The organism is Ornithinimicrobium carbonis, assembly GCF_977012275.1.
Genome location: NZ_OZ348993.1, coordinates 2,449,684 through 2,472,325, shown reverse-complemented (window position 1 = coordinate 2,472,325; position 22,642 = coordinate 2,449,684). Strand labels below are relative to the sequence as shown.

The window sequence follows — 22,642 nt, the reverse complement described above, 5'->3', positions numbered from 1 at the left end:
TGCTCTGTCGTCACTCCAGTATCAAGTGCGCCACGGTCACGATCTCGGACGTGCCGTCCGGCCGCGTGAGCCACGTCACGAAACGGGGGGTGACCTGCGCCGTTGTGCTGCCACTCGAGTCACAATTTGTCACATGCGTCACAACACGCCGGTCAGACTTGGTCATTTCGTGATCTTTTCGTAACCTGATTCAGGCGCACCTGTCCCCCCGATCTTCGGTTCGCCCCGCCCTGACCATGGCGCCCAGGTCTTCCCTGTGCCTGCGCGCCCCGCACAACGAGGTCGTGCGTCCAGCACGCCCCCGGAGGTTCTATGAAGTTCACCGGCAAGCACCGACTCTCCAGCACCGCGCCGCGCAGCAGCGCCGCCGCCCTGATGATCGGCGGTCTGGTGGCCGGCACGGTCGCCACCGCGGGTGCCGTCACCCTCAAGCAGGACCCGGGCGCCGCCCAGGACGACGTCACCGCGGCCCTCACCGACGACCTGACCGGCGCCGTGCGCGACGCCCAGGCCCCGGTGGACCCCTCCGAGGAGGCCGCCCAGCTCGCGAGCCTGCGCAGCTCATCGCTCTCCGAGCTGCGCGACCAGGGCGCGGCCGACCGCAGCGAGGCGCGGGAGGCCCCCGAGGACGCGGCCACGGTCAGCACCCTCCTGGACGGGTCGGGCTTCTCGGCCAGCACGCTGGAGGTCGAGACCGCCGACGTCGAGCCCGCTCCCGAGGACGCCGCCCCCGTGCAGGAGACCCAGGAGCCGGCCGCCGAGGATGCCGTTCCCCAGCCGGCAGCCCCCGCCGCCGAGGAGCCGGTCGCCGCGCCCCAGGAGCAGGCCGCTCCGCAGCCCGAGCCTGCTCCCGTCCAGCAGACGCAGGCCGCTCCGGCCCAGCAGGCCGCTCCGGCCCAGCAGGCCGCTCCGGCCCAGCAGGCCGCTCCGGCCCAGCAGGCCGCTCCCGAGCCGGTCGCGACCCAGCCCGTCCAGCAGGCGGCTCCCGCCCCGGTCGGCGGGTCCGTGCTGTCCGTGGCCGCCGCCTACGTCGGGTACCCGTACGTGCTGCTGGGCACCCCGCCCTACTCCTTCGACTGCTCGTCCTACACGTGGTACGTGTTCCAGCAGGCGGGGATCAACATCCCGCGGACGGTCGCCGGCCAGAAGGCCGCGGTGACCCCGGTCTCCAACCCGCAGCCGGGCGACCTGGTCTTCTACAACGACTTCTACCACGTGGGCATCTACGCCGGTAACGGCATGACCTACGAGGCCCTGAACCCCGGTTCGGGCGTGCGCTACGGCCCGCTCGTCTCCAGCAACATCTGGTACGGCCGGATCGGCTGACCCGCCCCACGCACCCCCCGACGACCCCGACCGGTGACCGGTCGGGGTCGTCGTGCGTCCGGGGCGGTTCCGACCGGGCGGCCGGGCCGGTTCCGACCGGGCGGCCGGGCGACTTCCGACCGGGCGGCCGGGCGACTTCCGACCGGGCGGCCGGGCGACGCCGCGTGCTAACGTCGAACATGCGCGTCTCCGACCTGATCAAGAAGAAGGGCGCGTCGGTGGTGACCCTCCCGCCGACGGCGACCGTGACCCAGCTGCTGGAGACCCTCGACGAGCACCGGATCGGTGCCGTCGTGGTCGTGGACGAGGACGGGGGTGTCGTCGGCATCGTCTCCGAGCGGGACGTCGTTCACCACCTGCGGGGCGGCAGCGGAACCCACTCCCCCCTCTCCGACCTCATGACGGCCGAGGTGCACACGTGCACCTCCGGGGACGACCTGGTCCAGCTGGCCACGACGATGACCGAGCAGCGACTGCGCCACCTGCCCGTCGTGGAGGGCGGCCGGCTGCGCGGCATCGTGTCCATCGGCGACGTGGTCAAGGCCAGGCTCGACGCGCTGGAGGCCGAGCGCGACATGCTCGAGGACTACCTGCGGCGCTGACGCCTCCAGGCCCGAGCTCCAGGCCCGCGCCTCCAGGGCCCGTCCCGGGGCACCTCCCCCGGCCGTTAGGATCGTTCCTCCGGGCCAGTAGCTCAGCCGGTCAGAGCAGCGGACTCATAATCCGTCGGTCGTCGGTTCAAGCCCGACCTGGCCCACCCCCAAGGTCACAACTCGGTGACACTGTCCGCACAACCGCTGACGCTGCAGGTCAGATGCCGTTAGTGTGCCCGTCATGACCGACACGCCGTCCCCGGCCGACCGCGCGACCGCCGCGCCGCTGGTCGTCCTGGAGAACGTCAACAAGCACTTCGGCGACCTGCACGTGCTCCAGGACATCGACCTCACCGTGCACGAGGGCGAGGTCGTCGTGGTCATCGGCCCCTCCGGGTCGGGCAAGTCCACGCTGTGCCGCACCATCAACCGCCTGGAGACCTACGAGTCGGGCAGCATCACCATCGACGGTCAGGACCTCCCGCAGGAGGGCAAGGCCCTGGCCCGGCTGCGCGCCGACGTCGGCATGGTGTTCCAGTCGTTCAACCTGTTCTCGCACAAGACGATCCTGGAGAACGTGACGCTGGGTCCCATCAGGGTCCGGGGCATGAAGCCCAAGGACGCCGAGAAGCACGCGATGGCGCTGCTCGAACGGGTCGGCGTGGCCCACCAGGCCAAGAAGTACCCCGCCCAGCTCTCCGGCGGCCAGCAGCAGCGGGTGGCCATCGCGCGCTCCCTGGCGATGGAGCCCCGGGTGATGCTCTTCGACGAGCCGACCTCGGCCCTGGACCCCGAGATGATCAACGAGGTTCTCGACGTGATGATCTCCCTGGCCAAGAGCGGCATGACCATGATCGTGGTCACCCACGAGATGGGTTTCGCCCGCAAGGCCGCGGACCGCGTGGTGTTCATGTCCGACGGCGCGATCGTCGAGGAGAACACCCCCGAGGAGTTCTTCACCAACCCCCAGTCAGCCCGTGCCAAGGACTTCCTCGGCAAGATCCTCACCCACTGAAGGAGAACCACCGTGAAGCAGCACTCCCCCTTCCGCATCGCCGCAGTCCTGGCGGCCTCGGCCCTGGTGCTCAGCGCCTGCGGCGGCGACGACACCGACGACGCCGCTGACGGCGGCACCGCCGCCGAGGACACCGCCGACGACGCCGCCGCCGACGACGCCGGTGACACCGAGGACGCAGCCGCCGGGGGTTCGGGCGAGGGCCTGACCATCGGCATCAAGTTCGACCAGCCCGGTCTCGGACTGCAGGAGGGTGACGAGTACTCCGGCATGGACGTCGACGTCGCCATCGCTGTCGCCGAGGCCCTCGGCGTCGCCGAGGAGGACATCACCTGGCGCGAGGCACCCACGCCTCAGCGCGAGAACCTCCTCACCACCAACCAGGTCGACATGATCTTCGCGACCTACTCGATCACCGACGCGCGCAAGGAGGAGGTCCAGTTCGCCGGGCCGTACTTCGTCGCCGGGCAGGACCTCCTCGTCACGTCGGACAGCGACATCGAGGGTGTTGACGACCTGGACGGCAAGCTGCTCTGCTCGGTCACCGGCTCGACCTCGGCCACGAACGTGCAGGAGGAGGTGCCCGGCGTCCAGCTGCAGGAGTACGGCACCTACTCCGAGTGCGTCGAGCAGCTGGCCAACGGCACCATCGACGCCCTCACCACCGACGACACCATCCTGGCGGGGTATGCCGCCCAGGACCAGTACGCAGGCCAGCTGCGGGTCGTGGGTGCTCCCTTCAGCGAGGAGAACTACGGCGTCGGCCTGAACAAGGACTCCGAGCGCTGCGAGGAGATCAACGAGATCCTCCAGGGCTTCTGGGAGGACGGCACGATGGAGGGCATCATCGAGGACAACCTCGGTGCCGCCGACTACACGGCCAACCCGGACCTGAACCCGCCGGCGGAGATCGGCGGACACTGCGGCTGAGGCCGCCCAGCACGCCCATCCCGGCCGGCACACCCCAGGCACCGCCCTGCGGGTGTGCCGGCCGGGCCCCGTCGCCCCGCTGAAGGATCCCGATGCTCGAGCTGATCAACGACTTCAACGTCCTGGCAGCCTTCTGGATGACCATCCGACTGGCCCTGTGGTCCTCGCTCTTCGCCCTGATCATCGGCACGATCGTGGCCATCATGAGGCTCTCGCCCGTGGGTGTGCTGCAGCGGGCCGGCGCCGCCTACGTGACCCTGCTGCGCAACACCCCGCTGACCCTCATCATCATCTTCTGCAGCCTGGGGCTGTGGGGCCAGCTCGGGATCGAGCCCGCCTCGCGCACCTCGGACACCTTCATCGCCGACCTGAACTTCCGGCTGGCCGTCATCGGGCTCTCCTTCTACCACGCCGCGTTCGTCACCGAGGCCATCCGCAGCGGGGTCAACACGATCCCGGTGGGCCAGGCCGAGGCGGCCCGCTCGATCGGGCTGACGTTCTCCCAGAACCTGCGCCACATCATCCTCCCCCAGGCCTTCAGGGGAGCGATCACCCCGCTGGGCAACGTCCTCATCGCCCTGATCAAGAACACCACGGTCGCCGTGGCGATCGGGGTGGCCGAGGCGGCCTACGCCCTGCGGAACATGATCGAGTTCCGGCCCGACGTCATCCTGCTGAACTTCTTCCTCATCGCGGTCGGCTTCGTCATCCTCACCCTTCCCACCGGACTGGCCGTGAGCTACTTCTCCCAGAAGCTGGTGGTGCGGCGATGAGCGCGCAGCAGGTCCTCTTCGACGCCCCCGGTCCCCGGGCGGTCCGGCTCTACCGCATCATGGCGCTGGTGGGCACGCTCATCGTGCTCGGGGTGCTCGGCTGGATCGGATGGCGGATGTGGGACCGTGGGCAGCTCACGGCCGACAAGTGGATGCCGTTCCTGGAGTGGGAGACCTGGAAGAACTACTACTTCCCGGGCTTCTGGGACACGGCCCGCGCCGCCCTGGCCGCGATCGTCATCTCGATGTCGCTGGCCCTCGTCCTGGCGATGGGCCGGATGTCCGACCTCGCGCCCCTGCGGTGGGTGACCACTGTCTTCGTGGAGTTCTTCCGGGCCGTGCCCGTGCTGATCATGATGATCTTCACGTTCTTCTTCCTGTCCCGCCAGGGCTGGTTCCCCGACGAGCTCAACCCGTTCATCGCCACGGTGACCGGCCTGGTGCTCTACAACTCCTCGGTGCTGTGCGAGGTCATCCGCAACGGGGTGGGCTCGCTGCCCAACGGGCAGCGGGAGGCCGGGCTGTCGATCGGTCTGAGCTCCTCGCAGACGCGGCGGATCATCCTCATCCCCCAGGCGCTGACGGCCATGCTGCCCACCCTGGTCAGCCAGATCATCGTCATCGTCAAGGACACGGCCCTGGGCTACATCATCCTCTACCCCGAGCTGCTGACCCGGGCCCGTCAGCTGGGGTCGGCCGAGGCGAACGTCGTGCCGGCCTACCTGGTCGCGGCAGCCCTGTTCATCATCATCAACTACGGGCTGGGCCGGGTCGCCGAGGCCATCGAGGACCGGCAGCGTCGCCGCTCGCGCAGCGCCGCCAAGGCCGCGCCCGGAAGTGCCACCATGGGCGACGCCGCAGGCGTGGCCGCCGGCGTGGGCATGCACGGCACGATCGGGACCGGGGCGACCTCGGGAACGGCCGAGGACGGCTACTGACCCGTGACGGCACGAGGGCCCGGCACCATCGGTGCCGGGCCCTCGTGGTTCCCGCTCCCCCGGTTGGACTCGAACCAACATGCAGGATTGTTGGACCTGCGTAGACACAACCGGACATACGTGCCCCTGACCTGCATAAACAGCCGCACTGCTGCGACTCCAACTGTCCGCCGAAGGCCCATCAGAGGACACTTTTTGCCGTACGATCCGATGCATGAACGATGCAAGATCGCCCCGCCGGCGCTTCGGGCAGGTGACGCGGATGCGGTCTGGACGCTGGCAGGCGCGCTTCACGGTCCCGCTCGGGCACCCCTCCGGACGCGGGGGCCAGACGGTCACGGCACCCCACACCTTTGAACCCACCACCTACGGCAAGGAGGCTGCCGGGGACTGGCTCCGCGACGAGGAGCGGCGCCTCAACGCCGACGGGGCGACGTGGGTCACCCTCGCCGAGCTCGCCGAGGCCGAGCGAGCGCGGGCCGAGCGAGAGGCCGTCGTCACGTTCGGCGAGTACTCCGCCGTCTGGCTCCGCACGCGCCGAACCAAGAACGGCCCCCTGCAGGAGTCAACCCGTCGCGGCTACCGGATCTGGCTCGACAAGTACCTCCTACCAACCCTCGGGCACCTCCCCCTCGACCAGATCACCCCGACGGTCGTGCTCCGCTGGTACGAGGACGTGCTCCCCCACGACAAGCCGAAGACGACGCGCGAGTGCTACGCCCTCGGCTCGGCCATCATGCGGACGGCGACGGCCGCAGACGGCGTGCTTGCGGGAGCCGTAAACCCATTCAAGATCGACGGTGCCGGCTCCATCGGCGGGCGCTCCCGCGTCCGGACCGAAGTGATCGACGACCAGGACCTGCGGCTGATCATGTCGACCATCCGGCCAGAGTGGCGGGCGATGGTCGCGCTCGCCCTCGGTTGCGGGCTGCGGTTCGGCGAGATCATCGCGCTCCGCCAGTCCGACATCGACCTGCGGGCGACACCGCCCGTCGTGCGGGTCAACCGCGCCGTCGGCACCGGCCCAGGTGGTCGTCGCTACGAGAAGGGCCCCAAGAGCAAGGCGGGAGCACGCGACCAGCGGATGCCCGTCGCCGTCGTCGACGCTGTCACCGAACACCTGCGATCGTGCGGCACGGGCAGGGACGGGCTTCTCTTCCCTGCCCCCGATGGCGGTTGGCTGTCCGAGACGACGTTCCGGAAGGCTTCAGGCGGCTGGCTCGCTGTCCGCGAGGCGGTGGGTCGCCCCATCAGGTTTCACGATCTGCGTGCGACCGGCGCCACGCGGATGGCCCAGCGCGGGGCGCACATCGACGAGGTCAAGGTGTTCCTCGGGGACAGCTCGACCCAAGCGGCCGAGCGCTACGTGAGAGCGACACAGAGCCGGATGGACGAGCTCACCGCGGCTGCGTTCGCAGCCGTCGACTTCGGGACCGCGGGCACACGATGACGGGAACGGACCGGTACGAGCTGCGCACGCTTGGGTATCGGCCGGTCAACTGGGCCCCGGCTTAAGTCCTGGTGGCTCGGGCGGCCAGCCCTGCGGGCTGGACGTCACCCCGCACCACCTCGCCGCCATCAACTTTGCGAGGGACGTAGCCAACTTTTCCAGGGACGTAACCGACTTTCCCAGAGACGTCCCCGACTTTCCCAGAGACGTGGCCCTGACCTGCGGCGATGCTCGACAGGGCGCTCAGGCGACGGCTGCCTGACAGAGGACCAGAGACGCGCCCCCGCCCAGGGAGAGACGTTGCTAGGGACGTTGGGGGGACGCACCGCGACCTGCGCAAACGCCCGCATCAGAGCCACGCGGGCATGCCCAGCAACCCACGGGACGACGCCGTCAGGGGCGCGGGCGTGAGTGCAGGGGGGACGCTTCCGGAGACGTAACCGGGAGCGCACTCACGTCATCGTCTGGGCCACATCGACGCGGTGTGGAAGGAGACGACGATGAGCTTAGCGATCTGTCTTGGGGTGGACACCCACGAGCGACCGCCCATGCGGTGGGCGCGGGACCACTGGCATGACTGGGGCCGGACCGAACCGGGGCTGTTGGTCGTCTCGGACCTGCTCGACCTGCCGCGCCGGCTGGGGCAGACGGCACCGGAAGGGAGGGATGCGGTGCTGGCGGCACTCGCCCGCACGGCCGAGCACGACGTGGGAGCGGTCTCGGTGATCACGTGGCTCCTGGTCCCGGGAGCGGTGAACCTGGCTAGGCAGCTGGCCGACCTCTCCCCCGACATCGACGCTCTGGTCGCCGGACAGCTGTGGTTGACAGTTCGGTCCTACCGCGGCGACCCGCCGCGACGCGTTGCAGCCACGCTGCTGGCCCGGACCCGGCGCGAGGTGATGGCCGACCTCGGTGTCGGTGACGCGGCGCTGCGCCGCGACCGCGTCTGGGCATCAGCGGTCCCGATGGGGACGGTCCCGGAGGCGCCCGACCTCGACACCGGGCCGGACCCCGAGCGCGAGCTGGCTGAGCTTCTCGAGGACGCTGCCGCCACGGGCGCTCTGACCCGCGAGGACCGAGCCCTGCTCCTGGACGTGGCGAGGGAGGCGGCCCGGCTCAACGTACCCGCGCGACGGGGCCGGGGCGGCCTGATGACCCCGTCGGTGGCCGAGCTCGTCGCCGAGGACTACGCAGCGTCGGCACGCACGGTCCGTCGCCGGGCAGCCGGGGCCGTCGCCGGCCTCCAGGCGTTCCGCCGGTCGACACCGTAACCCACCTCCGGCGTCAGCAAGTACGGGGGCGGCCAAGTCTCTGCGACGCGCTGCGCTAAGCGCTGGTCCGTCCACGGCTGTAGACGGATCCGTCTACACCGGGCTACGCTGGTCTCATGGGTGAGACGACGACGATCCGTATCAGTCGGGACACGCACGCACGGGTGACTCGGCTCGCGGCCGAGCGCCACGAGACGATCGACGAGACCGTGAGCAACGCGATCCGGGCGCTGCGTCAGGACGCGATGGGGCGCGACCTGGCGGCTGATCTCACGGCCGAGGAGAGCGCGTGGCTGGATGCTGACGCCGGGTGACGTCGTCGAGCTCGATCTCGGGATGCCCTCGGGCAGCGAGGCGGGACTTCGGCGCCCGGCCATCGTGGTGACCGCCTATCGGGTCTTGCGGGGGGAACCGAACGTCGTCCAGGTCGTCCCCCTGACCCGGACGCTGCGTCACAGCAGCACCGAGGTGGTCATCGATCCCGACGAGGGCAACCGGCTGGTGGCGCCCTCGTCGGCGCAGTGCCAGCATGTGCGCTCCGTCGCCACGACGCGCATTCACGAACGCACGGGAAATGTGGGCCCGGTCGTCCTCGGCGAGGTCCGCGAGACGCTTGCGTTGCTCATGGACCTGTGACTGGCCGCGCGGGACGGCTTCCGGTCGGGTCACCTTCAGCAACCCCACCGGCATCCGTGGCTCAGCGGCTGGGACCGTAAGGGGCGGGACCGGAGGGGGCAGGACTGCAATCCTCTGGCCGCATCCGCACCCGTTTCGGCTCGGTCCGGCGGGAGGGCAGTGCGGCCTGTTGCTGGGGGTCGATCATGCGGAACCACAGTGCCGAGGTCGCCTCGTCGTCCGGTAGCGGGCCCCGGGCCGTCGCCTGCTCCAGCCGGTCGGGTACGTCGACGCCGGCACGGTGCAGCCGGTCCAGCCGCTGCGCCAGCTGCGGGGTGAACCAGTCCCGGTGTCCGACGTGCTCGACGATCAGATGCTCCCAGTGCCGCAGCGCGTCGGGCAGCTGACCGGTGACCCTGCAGGCGAGGCCGCGTGCGTACCGGCCGGCCGCTCCCCCGCCGTCCAACGGTCCGACCGGGCGCGAGTCGGTGTGATTGACGCCTCTGGCGGCCCGCCACACGGTGAGATCGGCGAGGAGGTCAGGACTGATGTGGGGCGCGAGGGGCGCCGCCCACCGCTGGCCGGCAGTGCTTCCCTGGCGCACCTGGGCGGCCAGCGACTGCACCCGTTCGGCTCGGGCGGTGAGGTAGCCGGCCCAGACGGGATCGGCGCCCACCCGCTTGGGGATGCCGGGCAGCCATGGGAGCGGGCCGCCTGCCGGTGCGCGGTCCAGACGTGAGAGCAGGACGGCGGCAGGGTCGTCGGCGTCGCCGAGCCCCCGGTAGGTGGACCCTTCCGTGAGGGCTCCGACGGCGTCGCGGCCGTCGGCCTGGATGAGCATCAGGTGGGCCCGCAGGCTGGGCCAGGCCGGTGCGTGGGGCAGACCCGGGACCAGAGCCTCGGCGGCAGACTCCAGGTGATCGCCCCAGCCGGGGCCGAGGAGCCTCTCGGCGCCGGCCAGGACACCGTCCTCGTACCTTTCTGCTGCGTCGTGAAGCAGCGCCGCCGGGTCGGCCGCTCGTGCCCTCTCCGTGGTCGCCGAGACCGCGGCACCGTCACGTGCCAGCACGCCCTGCAGGACCTCGGTCGCCGTGGCCGGGCTGCTCGTCTCGACCAGCGGCAGGGTGTGCCCGTCGGGGTCGGCGGCCGACACCACGTGCACGTGGTTCTTGTTCCGGCCGCGGGTGAGCATGGTGTAGAGCAGCTGCCGAGACTCCTGGCCGGTGACGATGCCGTGGACAGTGTCGGTGGTGATCCCCTGGGCCGTGTGGACGGTCGAGGCGTACCCGAGCTCGACATGCTGGGCGACGTAGCCGACCGGCGTCCGGAGTCCGGAGTCCGGAGCTGAGGTGACGGACGCTCACGGTGGGTCCGTCGACGGCGGTGACGGTCCACCGGTCACCGTTCTTGACCCAGTCGCACCTGCCGACGCCCAGCCGTCGGTCGTTGCGCCGGGTGATCACCACGTCCCCGGCGGAGGCGTGCGTGCCGTCGGCCAGGGCCACCTCGCGACCGGGGGCGCTGCTCCCCAGGCGCGCGGCCCGGGCGCGGGTGTTGAGGCTGGTGACGAGCTCGCCGGTGGGTGCGAGCATGAGGCTGTCCCGCCCGCCGGCGCGGTCCCGGGACCAGGCGTCGAAGACGGCGTCGACGGTGGTGGCGAGGTCCCCGACGTGCACCCGGGTCCGGTCCAGGTAGAACCCGAGTGCGGAGGCGTCGCCGGCCCGCAACGCCAGGGACGCCTGTGCCTCGGCGGGGTCGGCGAACCGGACCACCTCATCGAGGCGTACGGCGCCGTGGGCGGTGGCGATGTCGCGCAGCGCTCCGCCGGCGCCGACGGCGGCGAGCTGCTGGTCGTCGCCGATGAGACGGACGCAGGCGCCCCGGGCCAGGACGTGGCTGATCACCCGGTCCAGGGTGAGCGTGTCCGCCATACCCGCCTCGTCGACGACCACGAGGGTGTCCGGGCCGATTGCCTCGTCCAGCTGGGAGGGGCGCTCGTGGTCGAGGTCGTGGACGAGCTTGGCCAAGGTCTCGGACGGTACGCCGGTCGCCTCGGCGAGCACGGTGGCGGCGGCCGCCGACGGGGCGAGTCCGATCACTGGACCGACGTGGCCGCGCCAGGCGTCGGCGAGGACCCGCACGGCGGTGGTCTTGCCCGACCCGGCCGGGGCCAGCACGAGCTGCACCCGGCGACCACTGCAGGCCAGCGCCAGGACCAGGTCCGCCTGCCCGCGGTTGAGGCTCGTCCCGTGCAGGGAGGACTCGAGGACTGCGAGCTGAGCGTCCTCACGGGCGAGCGCAGCACCATCGCTCCGGCCGGCGGCCGCGGTGATCCGCTGCTCAGCCTGAAGGACCCGAAGGCTGGTGTAGTGGTCGCTGCCGGTGTGGCGGTACACGCTGGTGCCGTCGCGTCGCCGCAAGCCGTCCGGCTCGCCGATGGGATCCAGGTCCGGGGTGAGGTTGACCGAGCGCGCCACCGTCGCCGCGTCGACGACCCGCCCCACGACGCCGGCGACCATGCTCGGGTGCAGGTCCAGGCCACGGACCTGACGTTGGGCCTCGGCCTGCAGGTGCCAGACCTGCCAGGTGGCCCGCCGCGCCTCGACCTCGGCGACCACCCTCTGCGCCGCCTCGCCGACCCACTCGTCGGTGACCTCCTGCAGAGGGCGCCCTGCCTGGCCCTGCACGGTCGCCACCATCTGCTGGATACCCTCCACCCCGAGGACCCCGGCCGCCTCCGCCCACCACGTCTCGCGCTGCGCCGTCAGGGATCGCGGCTCGTGCTTGGCCGCCCGGGTCTCCAGGTTGGCCCGCTGAGCCAGGGCGATCTGCTCCACCGGTGTCGGCGGACGCCCGTGCGCCTCCAGGAACTCCCGGGACAGCACCTCCTGCCGGGCGGTGATGTCACCCCGGCGCCGGGACCACAGCTCGCACAGCGCGCGGTCGACCCCCTCGACCTCACGGACCGGCCGCCTGTCGCCGGTCCCGCCCGGCCGCTCGACGAAACGGACACCCAGGGCAGCACGCAGGTGAGCCTCGACGGCAGTGTTGTAGGCCTCCGACGCGGCGACGACATGCTGGTGCAGCACCCGCCCGTAGATCGAGAGCCACTTGCCCTCGAGCGTCTGCACCTTGTTGGCGACCGCGACGTGGGTATGCAGGTCGGGGTCGCCGTCGCGAGAGTCCCGGTGGGTGAAGGCCGCCGCGATCAGGCCCCTGGTCTCGACCTGGCGTGCCCCGTTCTTACCCTCTCGCGTGTACAGCACCTGCCGCTCGAGGAAGGCAAGCGCGTCCTGCACCGCGGCGTCGTGCGCTTCCGCCATCGCCTGGGCGATCTCGGGCGGGGCGATGGCCCACAGTGTCGACACCGACTTCACCGGGCTGAACGTCAGGTCATACCCGGCCACGGCGGTCCGCTGCGGCCGCGAGTACCGAGCCACCGCCGAAGCCAGCTCCCGGGCATCACGCGGCTCCCTCCCCTGCTCGCGGACGAAGAACTCCCGCGCCACCTCGCTGCGCGCTGCGGCGACCTGCTCCAGCTGCTCCGCCGGCTCGGTCGAGTCGTCAGCACGTGCGTCCAGCCGGCGGGCGACCTCGGCGTCGAACCCTCCCCCGTCGCTGTCGTAGACCCGGTAGGGCGCACCCAGCGCCACACCGGTCAACGGGTGACGGCCGGCGCCGAACAGGTTCGCCATCTGCTCCGAGGTGACCGGGTCGCCGGCGCAGAGCCCGTCGATCCCGACCAGGCCGGAGCCGGCCCAGCGACCGGGCGACTCACCCTTGGCCGCGTAGTAGTCCTCCAGACCGCGGCGACCGATCCCGGCGTCGTCCCCCGCCGCGACCTGCCGGGTGAGGTACTCATACCCCGACCCCGCCGACAGCTTGTGCAGCGTCATCGTCACGCACCCCAAGGCCGCAGCCAGCTGGCGAGTGGCCACGGAGTACTGGTGGACAGCCCTATTGGAACGTGTCCTTATAGCCCCTCGGTACCGGCATCGCGGACACCCCGCCGGCCTCCGCTACGCGCAGCTGGGGCAGGATGAACGGGTGAAGGTGCAATTCCTCTACTTCGACGGGTGCCCGCACTGGGAGCTGGCGCAGGCGCGTCTGCGCGAGGCGCTCGAGGTACACGGGGAGCCGGTCGAGGTGGAGCGCGTGGTGGTGGACACGCCGGAGAAGGCGGAGTCCTACGGGTTCCTGGGCTCGCCGTCGGTGCTGATCGATGGTGTGGATCCGTTCGCTGAACCAGCAGCGCCGGTGGCGTTGTCGTGCCGGTTGTACCGCACACCGGAAGGGGTGGCCGGGTCGCCGACCGTGCAGCAGCTCGTCGCAGCGCTCTCGGAAGCATCAGCTTCGTAGGGATCAGCACGGCGCAGGTGGGTGTCGCGTTGCGCGGTGTAGGTGCTCCATCCGCGGGAGGCCAGGGCGGCCCACCGGGTCGCGGTGTTGGGTGCCAGGCCGAGGATGTCGGCGAGGATCGGGGTGGGCATGCTCGCGGCGAGCTGGAACATGGCGGCGTTGCGGGCTGCCATGGGCTGGATGCCTCGTTCGACGAGCTGGGCGCGGACGTTCTCGGTGGCCAGGTGCTTGCCGGGAATGCCGCCGGGGAAGAGCCATATTTCGGCGCGGCTGGCGTAGGAGGCCTGCCCCCGACGGGTCAGGTGGGTGCGAACCAGGCGGTCGAGCGGGTCCGGCAGCTCGATGGGGAAGGTGTCGAACGTGGCGGTGACGACGCCGTCGGGGTTGACGGTGATCTGGTGGGCGCGCATGCGGACGACCCGGGCCAGGGGTTGGGCGTAGAGCAGGACGAACAGGCCGGCGACGCGGGTGTAGAGGCGGATGGTGTCGTCGTGCAGGAGCAGCTGGACGTGCGCCCACCTGTCCTCATCGGAGAGGGTGACGGCGGGCTGGGTGCTGGGGCGGGTGGCCACGGACAGATTCCCTCCGAGACCGGTGCGGGCGCGCCAGGCCAGGAACGGTCGCAGCGCGAGGGCGCGGGCGCGGTGCTGCTGCGCGTACCGGTCCAGATCTCCCTGGCCGATGTCGGTCAGGTCGGTGCCGTCCTCGGTGAGCCAGTCCATGAAGCGCGCGGTGACGACGATGGTCGCCCTGGCTGCCGAGATCGCGCCGTGGGTGAGGGTCCCGTGATGCTCCTGGCGGCGCAGCCTGCTCAGCACCTGCCAGCGGGCGAACCGGGCCAGGACCTCGGACTGCCCGGCCGGCAGGGTGCTCAGCAGCTCCTCCAGCCACGGGCTGACCCGCTCGAGCTCGGCGTGGAAGGGCGGCAGGACCCCCAGGGCGGTGAGCAGGTCGCGCAGGTAGCTGTTCGTCCTGCTCGCGGGCATGGCCTCGAAGGTCGCGTGGGAGATGTCGAGCTCGCCGCGGGCCATCGCGCCCAGGGTGGCCGGGCCGGTGGAGCGGGTGAACCAGTACAGGGTGGACTGGGGTCGTGGGCCCGAGATCAGGGCGTCGTACACCGGCCGCAGCCGGGGGTGGATGACCCCGTCGGGGCTGGACAGCAGCACGGTGGCCTTCTCCTGCAGCGCGCAGTGCCCGCACAGCCGGCCCCACGGGGAGTCCTCCCGCCCGCAGGCGGTGCAGGCGTAGACGGTCTCGTTGCCGGTGCAGGCCGCGCACGCCGGCCGGCGCCGGTCGTCGTAGAAGGCCAGCACCCTGATGTGCCCGCAACCGGGGCAGGGCTGGGCTGTCCGGGCGAAACGCAGCGTGCAGCGCTGGCAGACGGCCTTCTCCAGGACGACCCGGGTGCATCGGTCGTGGCGCCCGCAGTGCGCGCAGTCCTGGCGCGGCAGCTGCGGGCGCGGGCTCACCGGTCCTCAGGAGGGCGGCGGACCCGGGCCCGGATCGGGCGCAGGTCACCGATGCCCGGTCCGCCCTCCCCGGTACCGGTCTTGGAGGCTTGCTCCTGCACGACGGTAGGGACCAGCAGGTCGTTCGGTTCGCAGTCCAGGATGTCGCACAGCGCGGCCAGGACCTCCATGTTCAGCCGTTGCGGGGTCCGGGCCACCAGCCGGTAGACGTGCTCACGGGACAGGTGGACCCCGCGCTCGGCCAGCAGCGGGACGAGCTCGGAGGTCTGGTACATGCCGTGGGTGGCCATCACCTGACGCAGGTTCCACCCCATCACGGTGCGGACGGTCATCACTGGTCCTCCTGATCGGTGGGTGCGTAGACGCGCTCCAGCGCGGCCTTGAGCGTCTTGTCCTTGAAGTCGTTGCTGACCGAGGCGTAGATCGCGGTGGTCGAGGCGTAGGCGTGCCCGACCTGCTCCTGGACGAACCGTTCGGGGTAGCCGAACTCGACCAGGTGAGTCACGTAGGAGTGGCGCAGGCAGTGCAGCGACAACGCCGGGTCCAGGCCCGCCTGGTGGCGGACCGTCGCGAAACGGGCGTCGAAGTGGCGCAACGAGACCCGTGAGAGCCGCTCGGTCACCCACAGGGCTGGATGTCCAGGCACGCCGAACAGCGGACGGGCCTGCTCGACCCACTGCCGCATCCCTTCGATGGCCCAGTCGAACTCGGGCACCGCCAGGACCGTGCGGCGGCGCGGGGTACCGCCGCGAACGGCCTTGCCGTAGCGGACGTGCACCGAGCCGTACGTTCCCCACCTGGGCACGTGCGGGTTGGGGCGCAGGTCGGCCACGTCCAGGCGGCACAGCTCGTTGCGGCGCAGGCCGAACGCATAGGCGGTCTTGAAGACCTGCGCGTCCCGCAACGCGCTCAACGCTCCCTTGCGGCCCGAGGACGCGGCCCGTTCGACCTGGGCGTCCAGGTGGTCGAAGAGATCCTGCAGCTCCCCGTAGGTGAGCGGTCGCCGTGCCGGACGGCCCTCGTACTCGTTCGGGTGCGCCACCGTGTTCCACTCGTGGCACACCTGCGAGGGCACCGAGCCGAACCGGTCGCGACACTGCCGGGGCCACTCGTACCGCGCGTCGGTGAGGTAATCGCAGAACATCCGCAGCGCCAGGTGGTACCCGCGGATCGTCGAGGGTGACCGCCGACCGTCCCCGCTGGCCAGGGATACCGTGAAGTCCTCCACGTCCCCAGGACCCCACGACCACGGGTAGGACTCGGCGAACTCGGTGAACCGACGGACCAACCGGACCCGGTCGCTGATGGTCTTCTCGCCCAGCAGCCGGGACCGCTGCTGACGACCCCAGCCGGTCAGCATCGCCTCGAAGACGGCGCTCTCCTCGTTCAGATGAGCCACCCCGGCGACCAGGACCAGCCCCGCCGAGCCCGGTATGCCGACCATCAGGACCGCCGATCCGTCGTTGCCTCAGAAGCCATATTGTTGCTCCTGACGTTACACCTAGTTGGGCGTCCCTGGTCAACGGGCCCGCGGGGGGCCGTCGGAGTCCCTACTAATCCGCAGACCACCCGGCGGGTGTGACTTCTGACGCGATAATGCTCGCTTCGGGCCAGGATGAAAGAGGTGTGTGCGGGTTCAGCACAGCGGAGAATCGGTAGGGACGTCGGTCGACTCGCAGGTCGCATCTCGTGCGCGGGCCAGGATGGGAAGCTAGGCGGTCGGTAGCGGACGGGGCCAAGCATGCATACATCGCAGAGTCGCCGGTCTGGGTGGCGTGGTCGTGTCGCAGGGCGAAGGTGACGGGTCACAGTGGCCAGCAGTGGAGGGCGTTCGACGGGAGCGAGTCGCGCGTCGTCGCGACCACGCGGCGCCGGCGGGCCGAACGCCGCCTCGTCACGTCCGGCATGCCGCGGGACCATGCCTGGCGGTGGGCCACAGGGCGGCGCTGCCCGACGGAGTGCGTGACGCGCTCCACCCAGAGGTGCGTGACATCACGACTCCGCCGATGTGCGCGCTCTTGCTGGATGGCATACCCATGCACTAGTGGGGATGTCTATACCGTTGGTGAGCGTCGGTCACAGAGCGAACCGTTAGCGGCCGACAGGACGCGTACCCGGAAGGTGTCAAGTCGGGTGAGACAGTTTCCGTCAGGCGGTCTGTATGAGGGCCTCCTGTGAGGGCTGGTTGATCCACGCGGCCTGGGGCAGCTTGGGCGCCTGGGGTCGGCGGTGGCCGAAGCGCTCGGGGTGGGCTGCGTAGGCAGCGTCCAGGGTGGACTGGCGTTGGGCGCGGACCTGGTCGACGGTGCCGTAGTGGACGCTGGCGGGGGTGTGCAGCCCGATGCCGGAGTGGCGGTGCTCGTGGTTGTAGTAGGCGAAGAACTGCTCGGCGAACGCGCCGGCGTCGGCCAGGGACCCGAAACGTTCGGGGAAGACCGGGGCGTACTTCAGCCCGGCCTGCGCTCCGGCGGCGGCGGCCTTGCGCCACTCGATGATGTGCGAGCTGTACAAGCCCTCCCGGCGCAGGATCGCGCCCCGCTCACCGCGGTCGGCGGCGTCGTACTCGGCCAGGATCGCGGCCTTGAACTCAGCGGTGAAGCTCCGCCGCTTCGGCTGGTCAACACCACCGCTGACGGCGACGGCGACGACGACGGCGGCGAGCCGGAACGGAGCTTCTCGCCCAGCCCCCTCCGCGAACTGGCCGTACTCGCGTGGTCGAGCAGAGCCGGTTTACCTGGACGTCTCCGTGGTCAGGATGCGGGATGGCGGAGAGGTCCGATCGGTAGAGCGGACGCCTGCCAGGGCGAGGACGCTACTCGTGGCAAGTGCCGCCGCCATGAGGCCACCGCAGATGATCAGCCCAGAGATAGGGTAGGGCACGGTGCCTGTGGTGAATAGCCATCCCAGGCCGGAGCCCAGCAGGATGCTCACGGCGCCGGCTACGAGCAACGGCACCAGGGTGAGGGCGAGGCTGATCTGGAGTCGTTGTGCCCGCGAGGCTCCTATCCGCAGGAGCGGGCCGAGCGATGCCTCGGCCGCCCGCACCCGGTCGAGGTAGGACAGGAGCGCGGTCAGGACCAGGACAAGCAGGCTGGTGGTGACCGCAGCTTTGACCCACGGTACGAGAGTAGAGGGGCGGGGTTGGCCGCTCGTGGCATCACGGACGTCGCTGGACGGCAGGCTAGCTCTTGTCCACGTGCTTACCGTGTCGGCCAACGCAGCGACGGGGAGTTCAGTGGAGGTCACCAGGGCGGCGCCGCGAGCCCCGTCTACCGCGGCGTAGATTGAGGCCGGCGTAGCCAGCTCAAGCGGCGTGGAGGGATCCTCCAGCGCCCCCAGCGCCCTCAGCAGGAACCTGATGTCTTCCTGGCCCTTGACCAGCGTGTGCGGGTCGGCCCGGTTACAGGTGACTGGTACGCGTAGGGCCGGGCCGATCTCATCGCAGCGCGCTCCGATGAGGACCTGCTGGTCCCCGCCCTCCTCCCCGACCGTGACGAAGGGCATGACGGTGGATACTCCGGGAGGGTGGGTGGTGTCCAGGGCGTCGGGCTCGGCCCCTCGCCATTGCACTGACACCACGGGCGGTGCGCTGGTGACAACACGAGGCTGTTCACGGTGCTCGGCCACGGCGATGTATCCCGCGGCAGCCAGTGAGAGGACGATGGCGGCGCTGATCCCGACCGTCGGGCGAGCATAGGTGCGCGGACTCCAGCGCAGGGTGTACCCAGCCAGGGCTATCGGTGCCGCCATGGAGCGAGTCATCGCCTCACCCACGGCACGCAGCGTGGTGGGCACGGCCAACGGGATGCCAATGATCGCTAGGGCGACCGCAGCGAACCGCAGGTCGGTGGCCCGCTCGCCGCCGGTCACCGAGGCGAGCAGGAAACACCCTGCCGACCCCGCAGCCGGCGCGAGCCACCAGATCGTGGGCGTACGTGGTTCCAAGGTCGGCCTGGCCGCGGCCATCCCGCGGGCCGCGAACCAGCCCTGCCCGGCGGCCAGGGCCGAGACCAGCGCCGCGCACCCAACGAAACCCACCATCAGCAGCCACCAGGGAAGGGACAGGTCACCGGGGAATACCGTCTCGGCCACGCCCGGAAGGTAGGTGATCATCGGCGCGAACACCGCCCAAGCGCAGGCTATGAGCAGCATCGTGGGCCAGGCATGGAACGCCACCTCGCGCCAGGAGACTCCAGCCAGGTAGCCCCGGGAGGCGCCCAGTGAGTGCAGGATGCGGAACCGTCTGCGCCTGGACTCACTGCCCGCGCCAAGACCCACCATGACTGCCAGCAGCGCCGGAAGGACCAGGGAGATCGCGCTACCGGCACCGATCATCCCCGCGGTGCCCGCCTCTGAGGGGAACAGGCGCAGCGTCAACGCTGGCGGCCCATCACCACCGAACCCACTCACCCGGGCAACCGGGCCCTCACCGACCCAGACTCCGTCCTCGCCCCTGATCACCTGGTCCTCACCGCTCAGCACCCCTGGGGCGAGGACGCTGTAGACCATTAGGTCATCCCCGGACGGCACCCCCTGGCTGTCGATCACGGCGACGGGACTGTAACGCTGACGCAGCTCTGGATGCTGGGCTGCCAGGCGCGATAGCGCTGGGGACACCACGGATTCTCCGATCGGTGGCCAACTCTCCACTCCCACCGGCAACGGCGAGTCCGTTCCCGGCTCCAACGCGATTACCGTGACGTCTATCCCGCGCCATTGGTCGTCGTTGACGAGGAGGTGAACATCGCTTGGCTCGGGACTCTGCGAGAGTATGGCTGAGGTCTCCATCCTCCGCTCGTCTTGCAACAGCCGCAGCATCACCAGAGAGCAGGAGATCAATACACTGAGCATCAGGAAGGCGGCCACGAACGCCACGAGGACCGCCCGCACTCTCGCACCTGGAGCACGATCCCAGGCCACGCCACGAGCCAGCGTCCAGCGTTCGCGCTGCATCAAACGAGCTCGTCGAGGCGTAGCACCCGGTCCGCGGCGCATGAGACCCGAGCATCGTGCGTGGCGATCAGGAGGGCGCATCCCCGGTCAGCAGCAGCTTCACGCAGCACCTCCATCACAGCATCACTCGCAGCGCGGTCCAACATGCCGGTCGGTTCATCGGCCAACACGATGTCGGGCCCGTGAGCGAGGGCACGAGCGATTCCTACTCGTTGCTGCTGCCCTCCTGACAGCTCGTGAGGGTATCGCTCGGCTAACGAATCGACTCCCGTAGCACGCAACTGATCCATGGCCGCCACCCGGGCCAGGGCGGCTGCTGTTCCCGCCAAACGCAGGGGCAGTGAGGCGTTCTCGAGCGCGGACATTTCCGGCACCAGTTCGGCGAACTGGAAGACCATCCCCATGCGCGTCAACCGCATGCGCGTGCGCTGTTTCTCCGGCAACGCGTAGATGTCTTCCCCGCCCACCATAACCTGACCCTCGTGCGGTGGCAGCAGACCGGCGACACAGTTCAGCAGGGACGTCTTGCCGCTACCCGACGGGCCAGTAATGGCCAGACACTCACCACGCTCGACCGAGAAAGCTGTCCTAGGAAAGACCGTGTGCGTGTTGATCTTTCCCACGATGCTGTCCGCCAGAACGGCGGTCACGGGTATCGCTCAGTAATGGTTGTGCCACTTCGAGCAGGCGTCCGGCCAGTTGTTGATGTCTTCACACGTCTTGTGGAACATCACGTTCGTGGCGATGTCATAGGTGGTCATCCAGCAGGAGCCGGACGACCCATCCATGTCGTTCACCCGTCCAGAAATGTTGTAGTTGCCGGCTTCCCACAGCACGTAGGCCGTGCGCGCATCGGCCTCCATGTCGCAGATCACTGGCCGCTTGTGACCGCTCGTCGTGTAGGAGTAGTCCCCGCCTTGGTAGATGGTCCCCGCAGTCGCGATACCCCCACCAATGCCAAGAAGCAGGGTGGGAGCCGCCAGAACGCCAATCAAGAACCTCTTTGTTCTCATGACATGTCATCCGATCACTCCGAGGACAGTCGCCTCTCTCTGGAGGGGGATGACGATACTCCTCGAACTGCGTGCCAACAACCCCGCGGTGGATCATCAAGCAGGGAAGTACATCGGGGTCACGGGCTGGGTCAACGGCCAGCAGACGGTGACCTTCTACCTCGGCACGAAGGAGGTCGGTCGCCAGAACACGAAGGGGGTCTTCACCTTCGAGACCAGGACTGCCCAGGCGAACTGGCGGGTGAAGGGTGCGGATCTCGTTTCCGCGTCGGACTACTGCTACAAGCCCAGGTCGGGACCCGCGTCCGCCGACATCTAGGCCGCGGCGCCTCAGTCTTGAGCGCGCTCGAACTCCTGCATGATCAGGTCCCGATCGGCGCGCGTGGCCCGTCTGAACTGCATGTCCAGCACCGTCATCGCCTGCACCTCATCCCAGCCATACCTCTCCTGGAGGGCGGCCATCGCGGCCTCTCGGTCTTCGGAGTCCAGGATGACTGCCAGGAGGGCCTGGGGGTCTTCGAGCGCCTCTGAGAGAGCGCGCAGGAGCTGCGAGTTGGACATTCCTGAAGCCTAGCCCAGCACGCCTTTCACGGATGCTGGCTTGGTTGGTGGTCCGCCATGTCCTCGAGCCCGAACATGGCGAGCATCGCGGCGTGGTACCGGCGATTGCGTCGTCGAAGGCGACCTGGGCCTTTAGCTGCGTCTCGACGCCGTACAGGCCGACCGCCTCGTCGGGGCGTTGGATCGGGATCAAGGCTTGACCTTGCGGTGGAGTTCCCTGATGGGTACGAGGCGCTGGCTCTCTTCGCTCAGCCGTGGGCGGTTGACACGGGCACGGGTTCCGACCTTCCGAGCCATTTCTCGGTCAGTGGATGCACAATTAAGCAGACCACTGACGCGCGTGGCGCCGCTGGGGTAGTTGTCCGTACTCGAACGAACAACTGCCGTTTCCGACCTCGCTGTACGACTCACTCACCGAGCCGATGGAGCCGTAGCGCCCCATCCGACCATGCCGCTGATTGCTCAACATGAGAGTCGGATGTGGGGAAACGACGGCCCAGGAGCGTCTTGAGCACTCACTCCCCGGTCGCAGGCGAGTTCCCCGGTGTCAAGGCGAGGTCGCTAAGGGCCGTCCGGTCGTCGTGCCGGACCAGATCCGGAGCAAACGAATACACCTCCGGCCTGCGTGCGCCTGTCGGCGCGCGGGTCTACGCTGCTGGTCATGGGCGGTGACGGGGGGCAGGTCGTGCCGTCGGTCGAGGAGGTCGCCAGGCTCGTGGGAGAGCTGGTCGACTCGGAATGGCCGACGACGCAGAGCGAACGGAGCGCGTGGTTCGAGCGACACGGCATTGCGGCAGAGGGTGCCGAACGGTTGCGGTCAGAGCATGGGAGCGAGACTTGGCACAGCGGTGGCCCGGGCGCCCCGTGGCCGGCGGTGGGCTGGCACGTCTTCGAGAACGAGTTCGTCGGGATCAGTTGGTTCCTGTGGCACGGGCTGTCGGAGGACGTCGTGCCCGAGCTGGCGGAGGAGCTGCGCGCCCGTCTTGTCGAAATGGCGGGTGAGCCGATGGACGAGATTAGACGCGAGGGCGAAGATTACCGCTTTACCGCCTATTGGCAGACGGGTGGTCGCTCCATCGACATGTACCTCCACGGCGGACCGGTGTTGGAAGGTCAGTTCCACGAGCACCCGGTGGTGCAACTGCACGTCGACCACGTCGAGCGCGCCCGACGGGCAGACGAGACCGCGGCGCGGGCGCAGCCGGTGGTGAGGGGCCGGGCGCTGGGGGACGATGCTCCCACATCCGGACCGCCGTGAGAGGCACCCATCACCCTGACACCAGCCGCCGTCCGCTATTGCCGCGCCAAGGGCGTCTGGGATACGGGGCTATTGGAGTTAAGCAGCAGCATCCCACGTGCACCTCACTAGACTCGTC

21 protein-coding genes, 1 tRNA gene and 3 pseudogenes are annotated in these 22,642 nt (G+C 69.7%); 14 read left to right on the top strand and 11 right to left on the bottom strand.

Annotated features, from left to right (window positions below):
* The first annotated feature begins 312 nt into the window (after positions 1-312).
* The 11 genes from ACWHYA_RS11360 (at position 313) to ACWHYA_RS11310 (ending at position 8,932) form a co-directional block, all read left to right on the top strand.
* Complete coding sequence (locus ACWHYA_RS11360; protein WP_425944278.1) at positions 313-1,326, top strand: C40 family peptidase; 1,014 nt, start codon at positions 313-315, stop codon at positions 1,324-1,326.
* A 179-nt stretch (positions 1,327-1,505) separates the two neighbouring features.
* Positions 1,506-1,928 (top strand): CBS domain-containing protein, encoded by a 423-nt coding sequence (locus ACWHYA_RS11355; protein ID WP_425944280.1) that lies wholly within the window; start codon positions 1,506-1,508, stop codon positions 1,926-1,928.
* A gap of 81 nt (positions 1,929-2,009) precedes the next feature.
* Positions 2,010-2,083 (top strand) — tRNA-Ile (locus tag ACWHYA_RS11350).
* A 77-nt stretch (positions 2,084-2,160) separates the two neighbouring features.
* A complete protein-coding gene (locus ACWHYA_RS11345; protein WP_425944282.1) occupies positions 2,161-2,934 on the top strand; it encodes an amino acid ABC transporter ATP-binding protein in 774 nt (257 codons plus the stop codon).
* A 12-nt stretch (positions 2,935-2,946) separates the two neighbouring features.
* Positions 2,947-3,864, top strand: coding sequence for a glutamate ABC transporter substrate-binding protein (locus tag ACWHYA_RS11340; RefSeq protein WP_425944284.1), 918 nt, complete (start codon positions 2,947-2,949; stop codon positions 3,862-3,864).
* A gap of 92 nt (positions 3,865-3,956) precedes the next feature.
* Positions 3,957-4,637, top strand: a complete 681-nt coding sequence (locus ACWHYA_RS11335) for an amino acid ABC transporter permease (RefSeq protein ID WP_425944286.1) — start codon at positions 3,957-3,959, stop codon at positions 4,635-4,637.
* Positions 4,634-5,575, top strand: a complete 942-nt coding sequence (locus ACWHYA_RS11330) for an amino acid ABC transporter permease (RefSeq protein WP_425944288.1) — start codon at positions 4,634-4,636, stop codon at positions 5,573-5,575. Before ACWHYA_RS11335 ends, ACWHYA_RS11330 begins: the two co-directional genes overlap by 4 nt.
* A 214-nt stretch (positions 5,576-5,789) precedes the next feature.
* Positions 5,790-7,025 carry a tyrosine-type recombinase/integrase gene (locus tag ACWHYA_RS11325; protein ID WP_425944290.1) on the top strand — a complete coding sequence of 412 codons (1,236 nt, stop codon included), beginning with the start codon at positions 5,790-5,792 and terminating at the stop codon, positions 7,023-7,025.
* Between the two features lie 500 nt (positions 7,026-7,525).
* The gene (locus ACWHYA_RS11320; protein ID WP_426949448.1) at positions 7,526-8,296 is read left to right on the top strand and encodes a hypothetical protein; all 771 of its coding nucleotides are present in this window, start codon (positions 7,526-7,528) and stop codon (positions 8,294-8,296) included.
* 116 nt (positions 8,297-8,412) lie between these two features.
* Positions 8,413-8,610, top strand: coding sequence for a hypothetical protein (locus ACWHYA_RS11315; RefSeq protein WP_075957819.1), 198 nt, complete (start codon positions 8,413-8,415; stop codon positions 8,608-8,610).
* Positions 8,594-8,932 carry a type II toxin-antitoxin system PemK/MazF family toxin gene (locus tag ACWHYA_RS11310; RefSeq protein ID WP_075957820.1) on the top strand — a complete coding sequence of 113 codons (339 nt, stop codon included), beginning with the start codon at positions 8,594-8,596 and terminating at the stop codon, positions 8,930-8,932. The genes ACWHYA_RS11315 and ACWHYA_RS11310 overlap by 17 nt, the downstream gene beginning before the upstream one ends.
* 61 nt (positions 8,933-8,993) lie before the next feature.
* Here ACWHYA_RS11310 and ACWHYA_RS11305 read toward each other — a convergent pair whose 3' ends face one another.
* Entirely contained in the window at positions 8,994-10,073 is a 1,080-nt protein-coding gene (locus ACWHYA_RS11305; protein ID WP_425944294.1) for a hypothetical protein, read from the bottom strand.
* Between the two features lie 511 nt (positions 10,074-10,584).
* Positions 10,585-12,807, bottom strand: a pseudogene (gene mobF / locus ACWHYA_RS11300) (MobF family relaxase); the annotation flags it as partial.
* On the opposite strand from mobF, the pseudogene ACWHYA_RS11295 reads away from it, so the two are divergent.
* A pseudogene (locus ACWHYA_RS11295) lies at positions 12,761-13,186 on the top strand (hypothetical protein); the annotation flags it as partial. The pseudogenes mobF and ACWHYA_RS11295 overlap by 47 nt on opposite strands.
* Here the strand turns inward: ACWHYA_RS11295 and ACWHYA_RS11290 are convergent.
* From ACWHYA_RS11290 to ACWHYA_RS11255, 8 genes and pseudogenes are all read right to left on the bottom strand, one after another.
* Entirely contained in the window at positions 13,099-14,739 is a 1,641-nt protein-coding gene (locus tag ACWHYA_RS11290) for a hypothetical protein (protein WP_425944296.1), read from the bottom strand. The pseudogene ACWHYA_RS11295 and the gene ACWHYA_RS11290 overlap by 88 nt on opposite strands.
* Positions 14,736-15,071, bottom strand: a complete 336-nt coding sequence (locus ACWHYA_RS11285; protein ID WP_075957825.1) for a helix-turn-helix domain-containing protein — start codon at positions 15,069-15,071, stop codon at positions 14,736-14,738. Before ACWHYA_RS11285 ends, ACWHYA_RS11290 begins: the two co-directional genes overlap by 4 nt.
* A complete protein-coding gene (locus ACWHYA_RS11280) occupies positions 15,071-16,183 on the bottom strand; it encodes a tyrosine-type recombinase/integrase (RefSeq protein WP_425944299.1) in 1,113 nt (370 codons plus the stop codon). The genes ACWHYA_RS11285 and ACWHYA_RS11280 overlap by 1 nt, the downstream gene beginning before the upstream one ends.
* Positions 16,184-16,887: 704 nt before the next feature.
* A complete protein-coding gene (locus ACWHYA_RS11275) occupies positions 16,888-17,190 on the bottom strand; it encodes an integrase core domain-containing protein (protein WP_425944313.1) in 303 nt (100 codons plus the stop codon).
* Positions 17,188-17,349 (bottom strand): annotated as a pseudogene (locus ACWHYA_RS11270) (IS3 family transposase); the annotation flags it as partial. The pseudogene ACWHYA_RS11270 and the gene ACWHYA_RS11275, both read right to left, overlap by 3 nt.
* A 120-nt stretch (positions 17,350-17,469) precedes the next feature.
* Positions 17,470-19,692, bottom strand: coding sequence for a hypothetical protein (locus ACWHYA_RS11265; RefSeq protein ID WP_448095594.1), 2,223 nt, complete (start codon positions 19,690-19,692; stop codon positions 17,470-17,472).
* The gene (locus ACWHYA_RS11260; protein ID WP_219977698.1) at positions 19,692-20,342 is read right to left on the bottom strand and encodes an ABC transporter ATP-binding protein; all 651 of its coding nucleotides are present in this window, start codon (positions 20,340-20,342) and stop codon (positions 19,692-19,694) included. Before ACWHYA_RS11260 ends, ACWHYA_RS11265 begins: the two co-directional genes overlap by 1 nt.
* A 9-nt stretch (positions 20,343-20,351) precedes the next feature.
* Complete coding sequence (locus ACWHYA_RS11255; RefSeq protein ID WP_289019947.1) at positions 20,352-20,687, bottom strand: hypothetical protein; 336 nt, start codon at positions 20,685-20,687, stop codon at positions 20,352-20,354.
* On the opposite strand from ACWHYA_RS11255, the gene ACWHYA_RS11250 reads away from it, so the two are divergent.
* On the top strand, positions 20,662-21,024 hold the full coding sequence (locus tag ACWHYA_RS11250; protein WP_425944304.1) for a hypothetical protein: 363 nt from the start codon (positions 20,662-20,664) through the stop codon (positions 21,022-21,024). The genes ACWHYA_RS11255 and ACWHYA_RS11250 overlap by 26 nt on opposite strands.
* Before the next feature lie 11 nt (positions 21,025-21,035).
* Here the strand turns inward: ACWHYA_RS11250 and ACWHYA_RS11245 are convergent, their stop codons facing one another.
* Positions 21,036-21,266, bottom strand: a complete 231-nt coding sequence (locus tag ACWHYA_RS11245) for a hypothetical protein (RefSeq protein WP_425944305.1) — start codon at positions 21,264-21,266, stop codon at positions 21,036-21,038.
* A gap of 661 nt (positions 21,267-21,927) precedes the next feature.
* Here ACWHYA_RS11245 and ACWHYA_RS11240 point away from each other — a divergent pair.
* Positions 21,928-22,524, top strand: a complete 597-nt coding sequence (locus ACWHYA_RS11240; protein WP_425944307.1) for a hypothetical protein — start codon at positions 21,928-21,930, stop codon at positions 22,522-22,524.
* The last annotated feature ends 118 nt before the right edge of the window (positions 22,525-22,642 follow it).

Bases quoted from the DNA above. Each gene is read 5' to 3' on its own strand.
- ACWHYA_RS11360 (WP_425944278.1), top strand. From the start codon at position 313: ATGAAGTTCACCGGCAAGCACCGACTCTCCAGCACCGCGCCGCGCAGC.
- ACWHYA_RS11355 (WP_425944280.1), top strand. From the start codon at position 1,506: ATGCGCGTCTCCGACCTGATCAAGAAGAAGGGCGCGTCGGTGGTGACC.
- ACWHYA_RS11345 (WP_425944282.1), top strand. From the start codon at position 2,161: ATGACCGACACGCCGTCCCCGGCCGACCGCGCGACCGCCGCGCCGCTG.
- ACWHYA_RS11335 (WP_425944286.1), top strand. From the start codon at position 3,957: ATGCTCGAGCTGATCAACGACTTCAACGTCCTGGCAGCCTTCTGGATG.
- ACWHYA_RS11330 (WP_425944288.1), top strand. From the start codon at position 4,634: ATGAGCGCGCAGCAGGTCCTCTTCGACGCCCCCGGTCCCCGGGCGGTC.
- ACWHYA_RS11325 (WP_425944290.1), top strand. From the start codon at position 5,790: ATGAACGATGCAAGATCGCCCCGCCGGCGCTTCGGGCAGGTGACGCGG.
- ACWHYA_RS11320 (WP_426949448.1), top strand. From the start codon at position 7,526: ATGAGCTTAGCGATCTGTCTTGGGGTGGACACCCACGAGCGACCGCCC.
- ACWHYA_RS11315 (WP_075957819.1), top strand. From the start codon at position 8,413: ATGGGTGAGACGACGACGATCCGTATCAGTCGGGACACGCACGCACGG.
- ACWHYA_RS11310 (WP_075957820.1), top strand. From the start codon at position 8,594: ATGCTGACGCCGGGTGACGTCGTCGAGCTCGATCTCGGGATGCCCTCG.
- ACWHYA_RS11285 (WP_075957825.1), bottom strand. From the start codon at position 15,071: ATGACCGTCCGCACCGTGATGGGGTGGAACCTGCGTCAGGTGATGGCC.
- ACWHYA_RS11280 (WP_425944299.1), bottom strand. From the start codon at position 16,183: ATGGTCGGCATACCGGGCTCGGCGGGGCTGGTCCTGGTCGCCGGGGTG.
- ACWHYA_RS11265 (WP_448095594.1), bottom strand. From the start codon at position 19,692: ATGCAGCGCGAACGCTGGACGCTGGCTCGTGGCGTGGCCTGGGATCGT.
- ACWHYA_RS11245 (WP_425944305.1), bottom strand. From the start codon at position 21,266: ATGTCCAACTCGCAGCTCCTGCGCGCTCTCTCAGAGGCGCTCGAAGAC.
- ACWHYA_RS11240 (WP_425944307.1), top strand. From the start codon at position 21,928: ATGGGCGGTGACGGGGGGCAGGTCGTGCCGTCGGTCGAGGAGGTCGCC.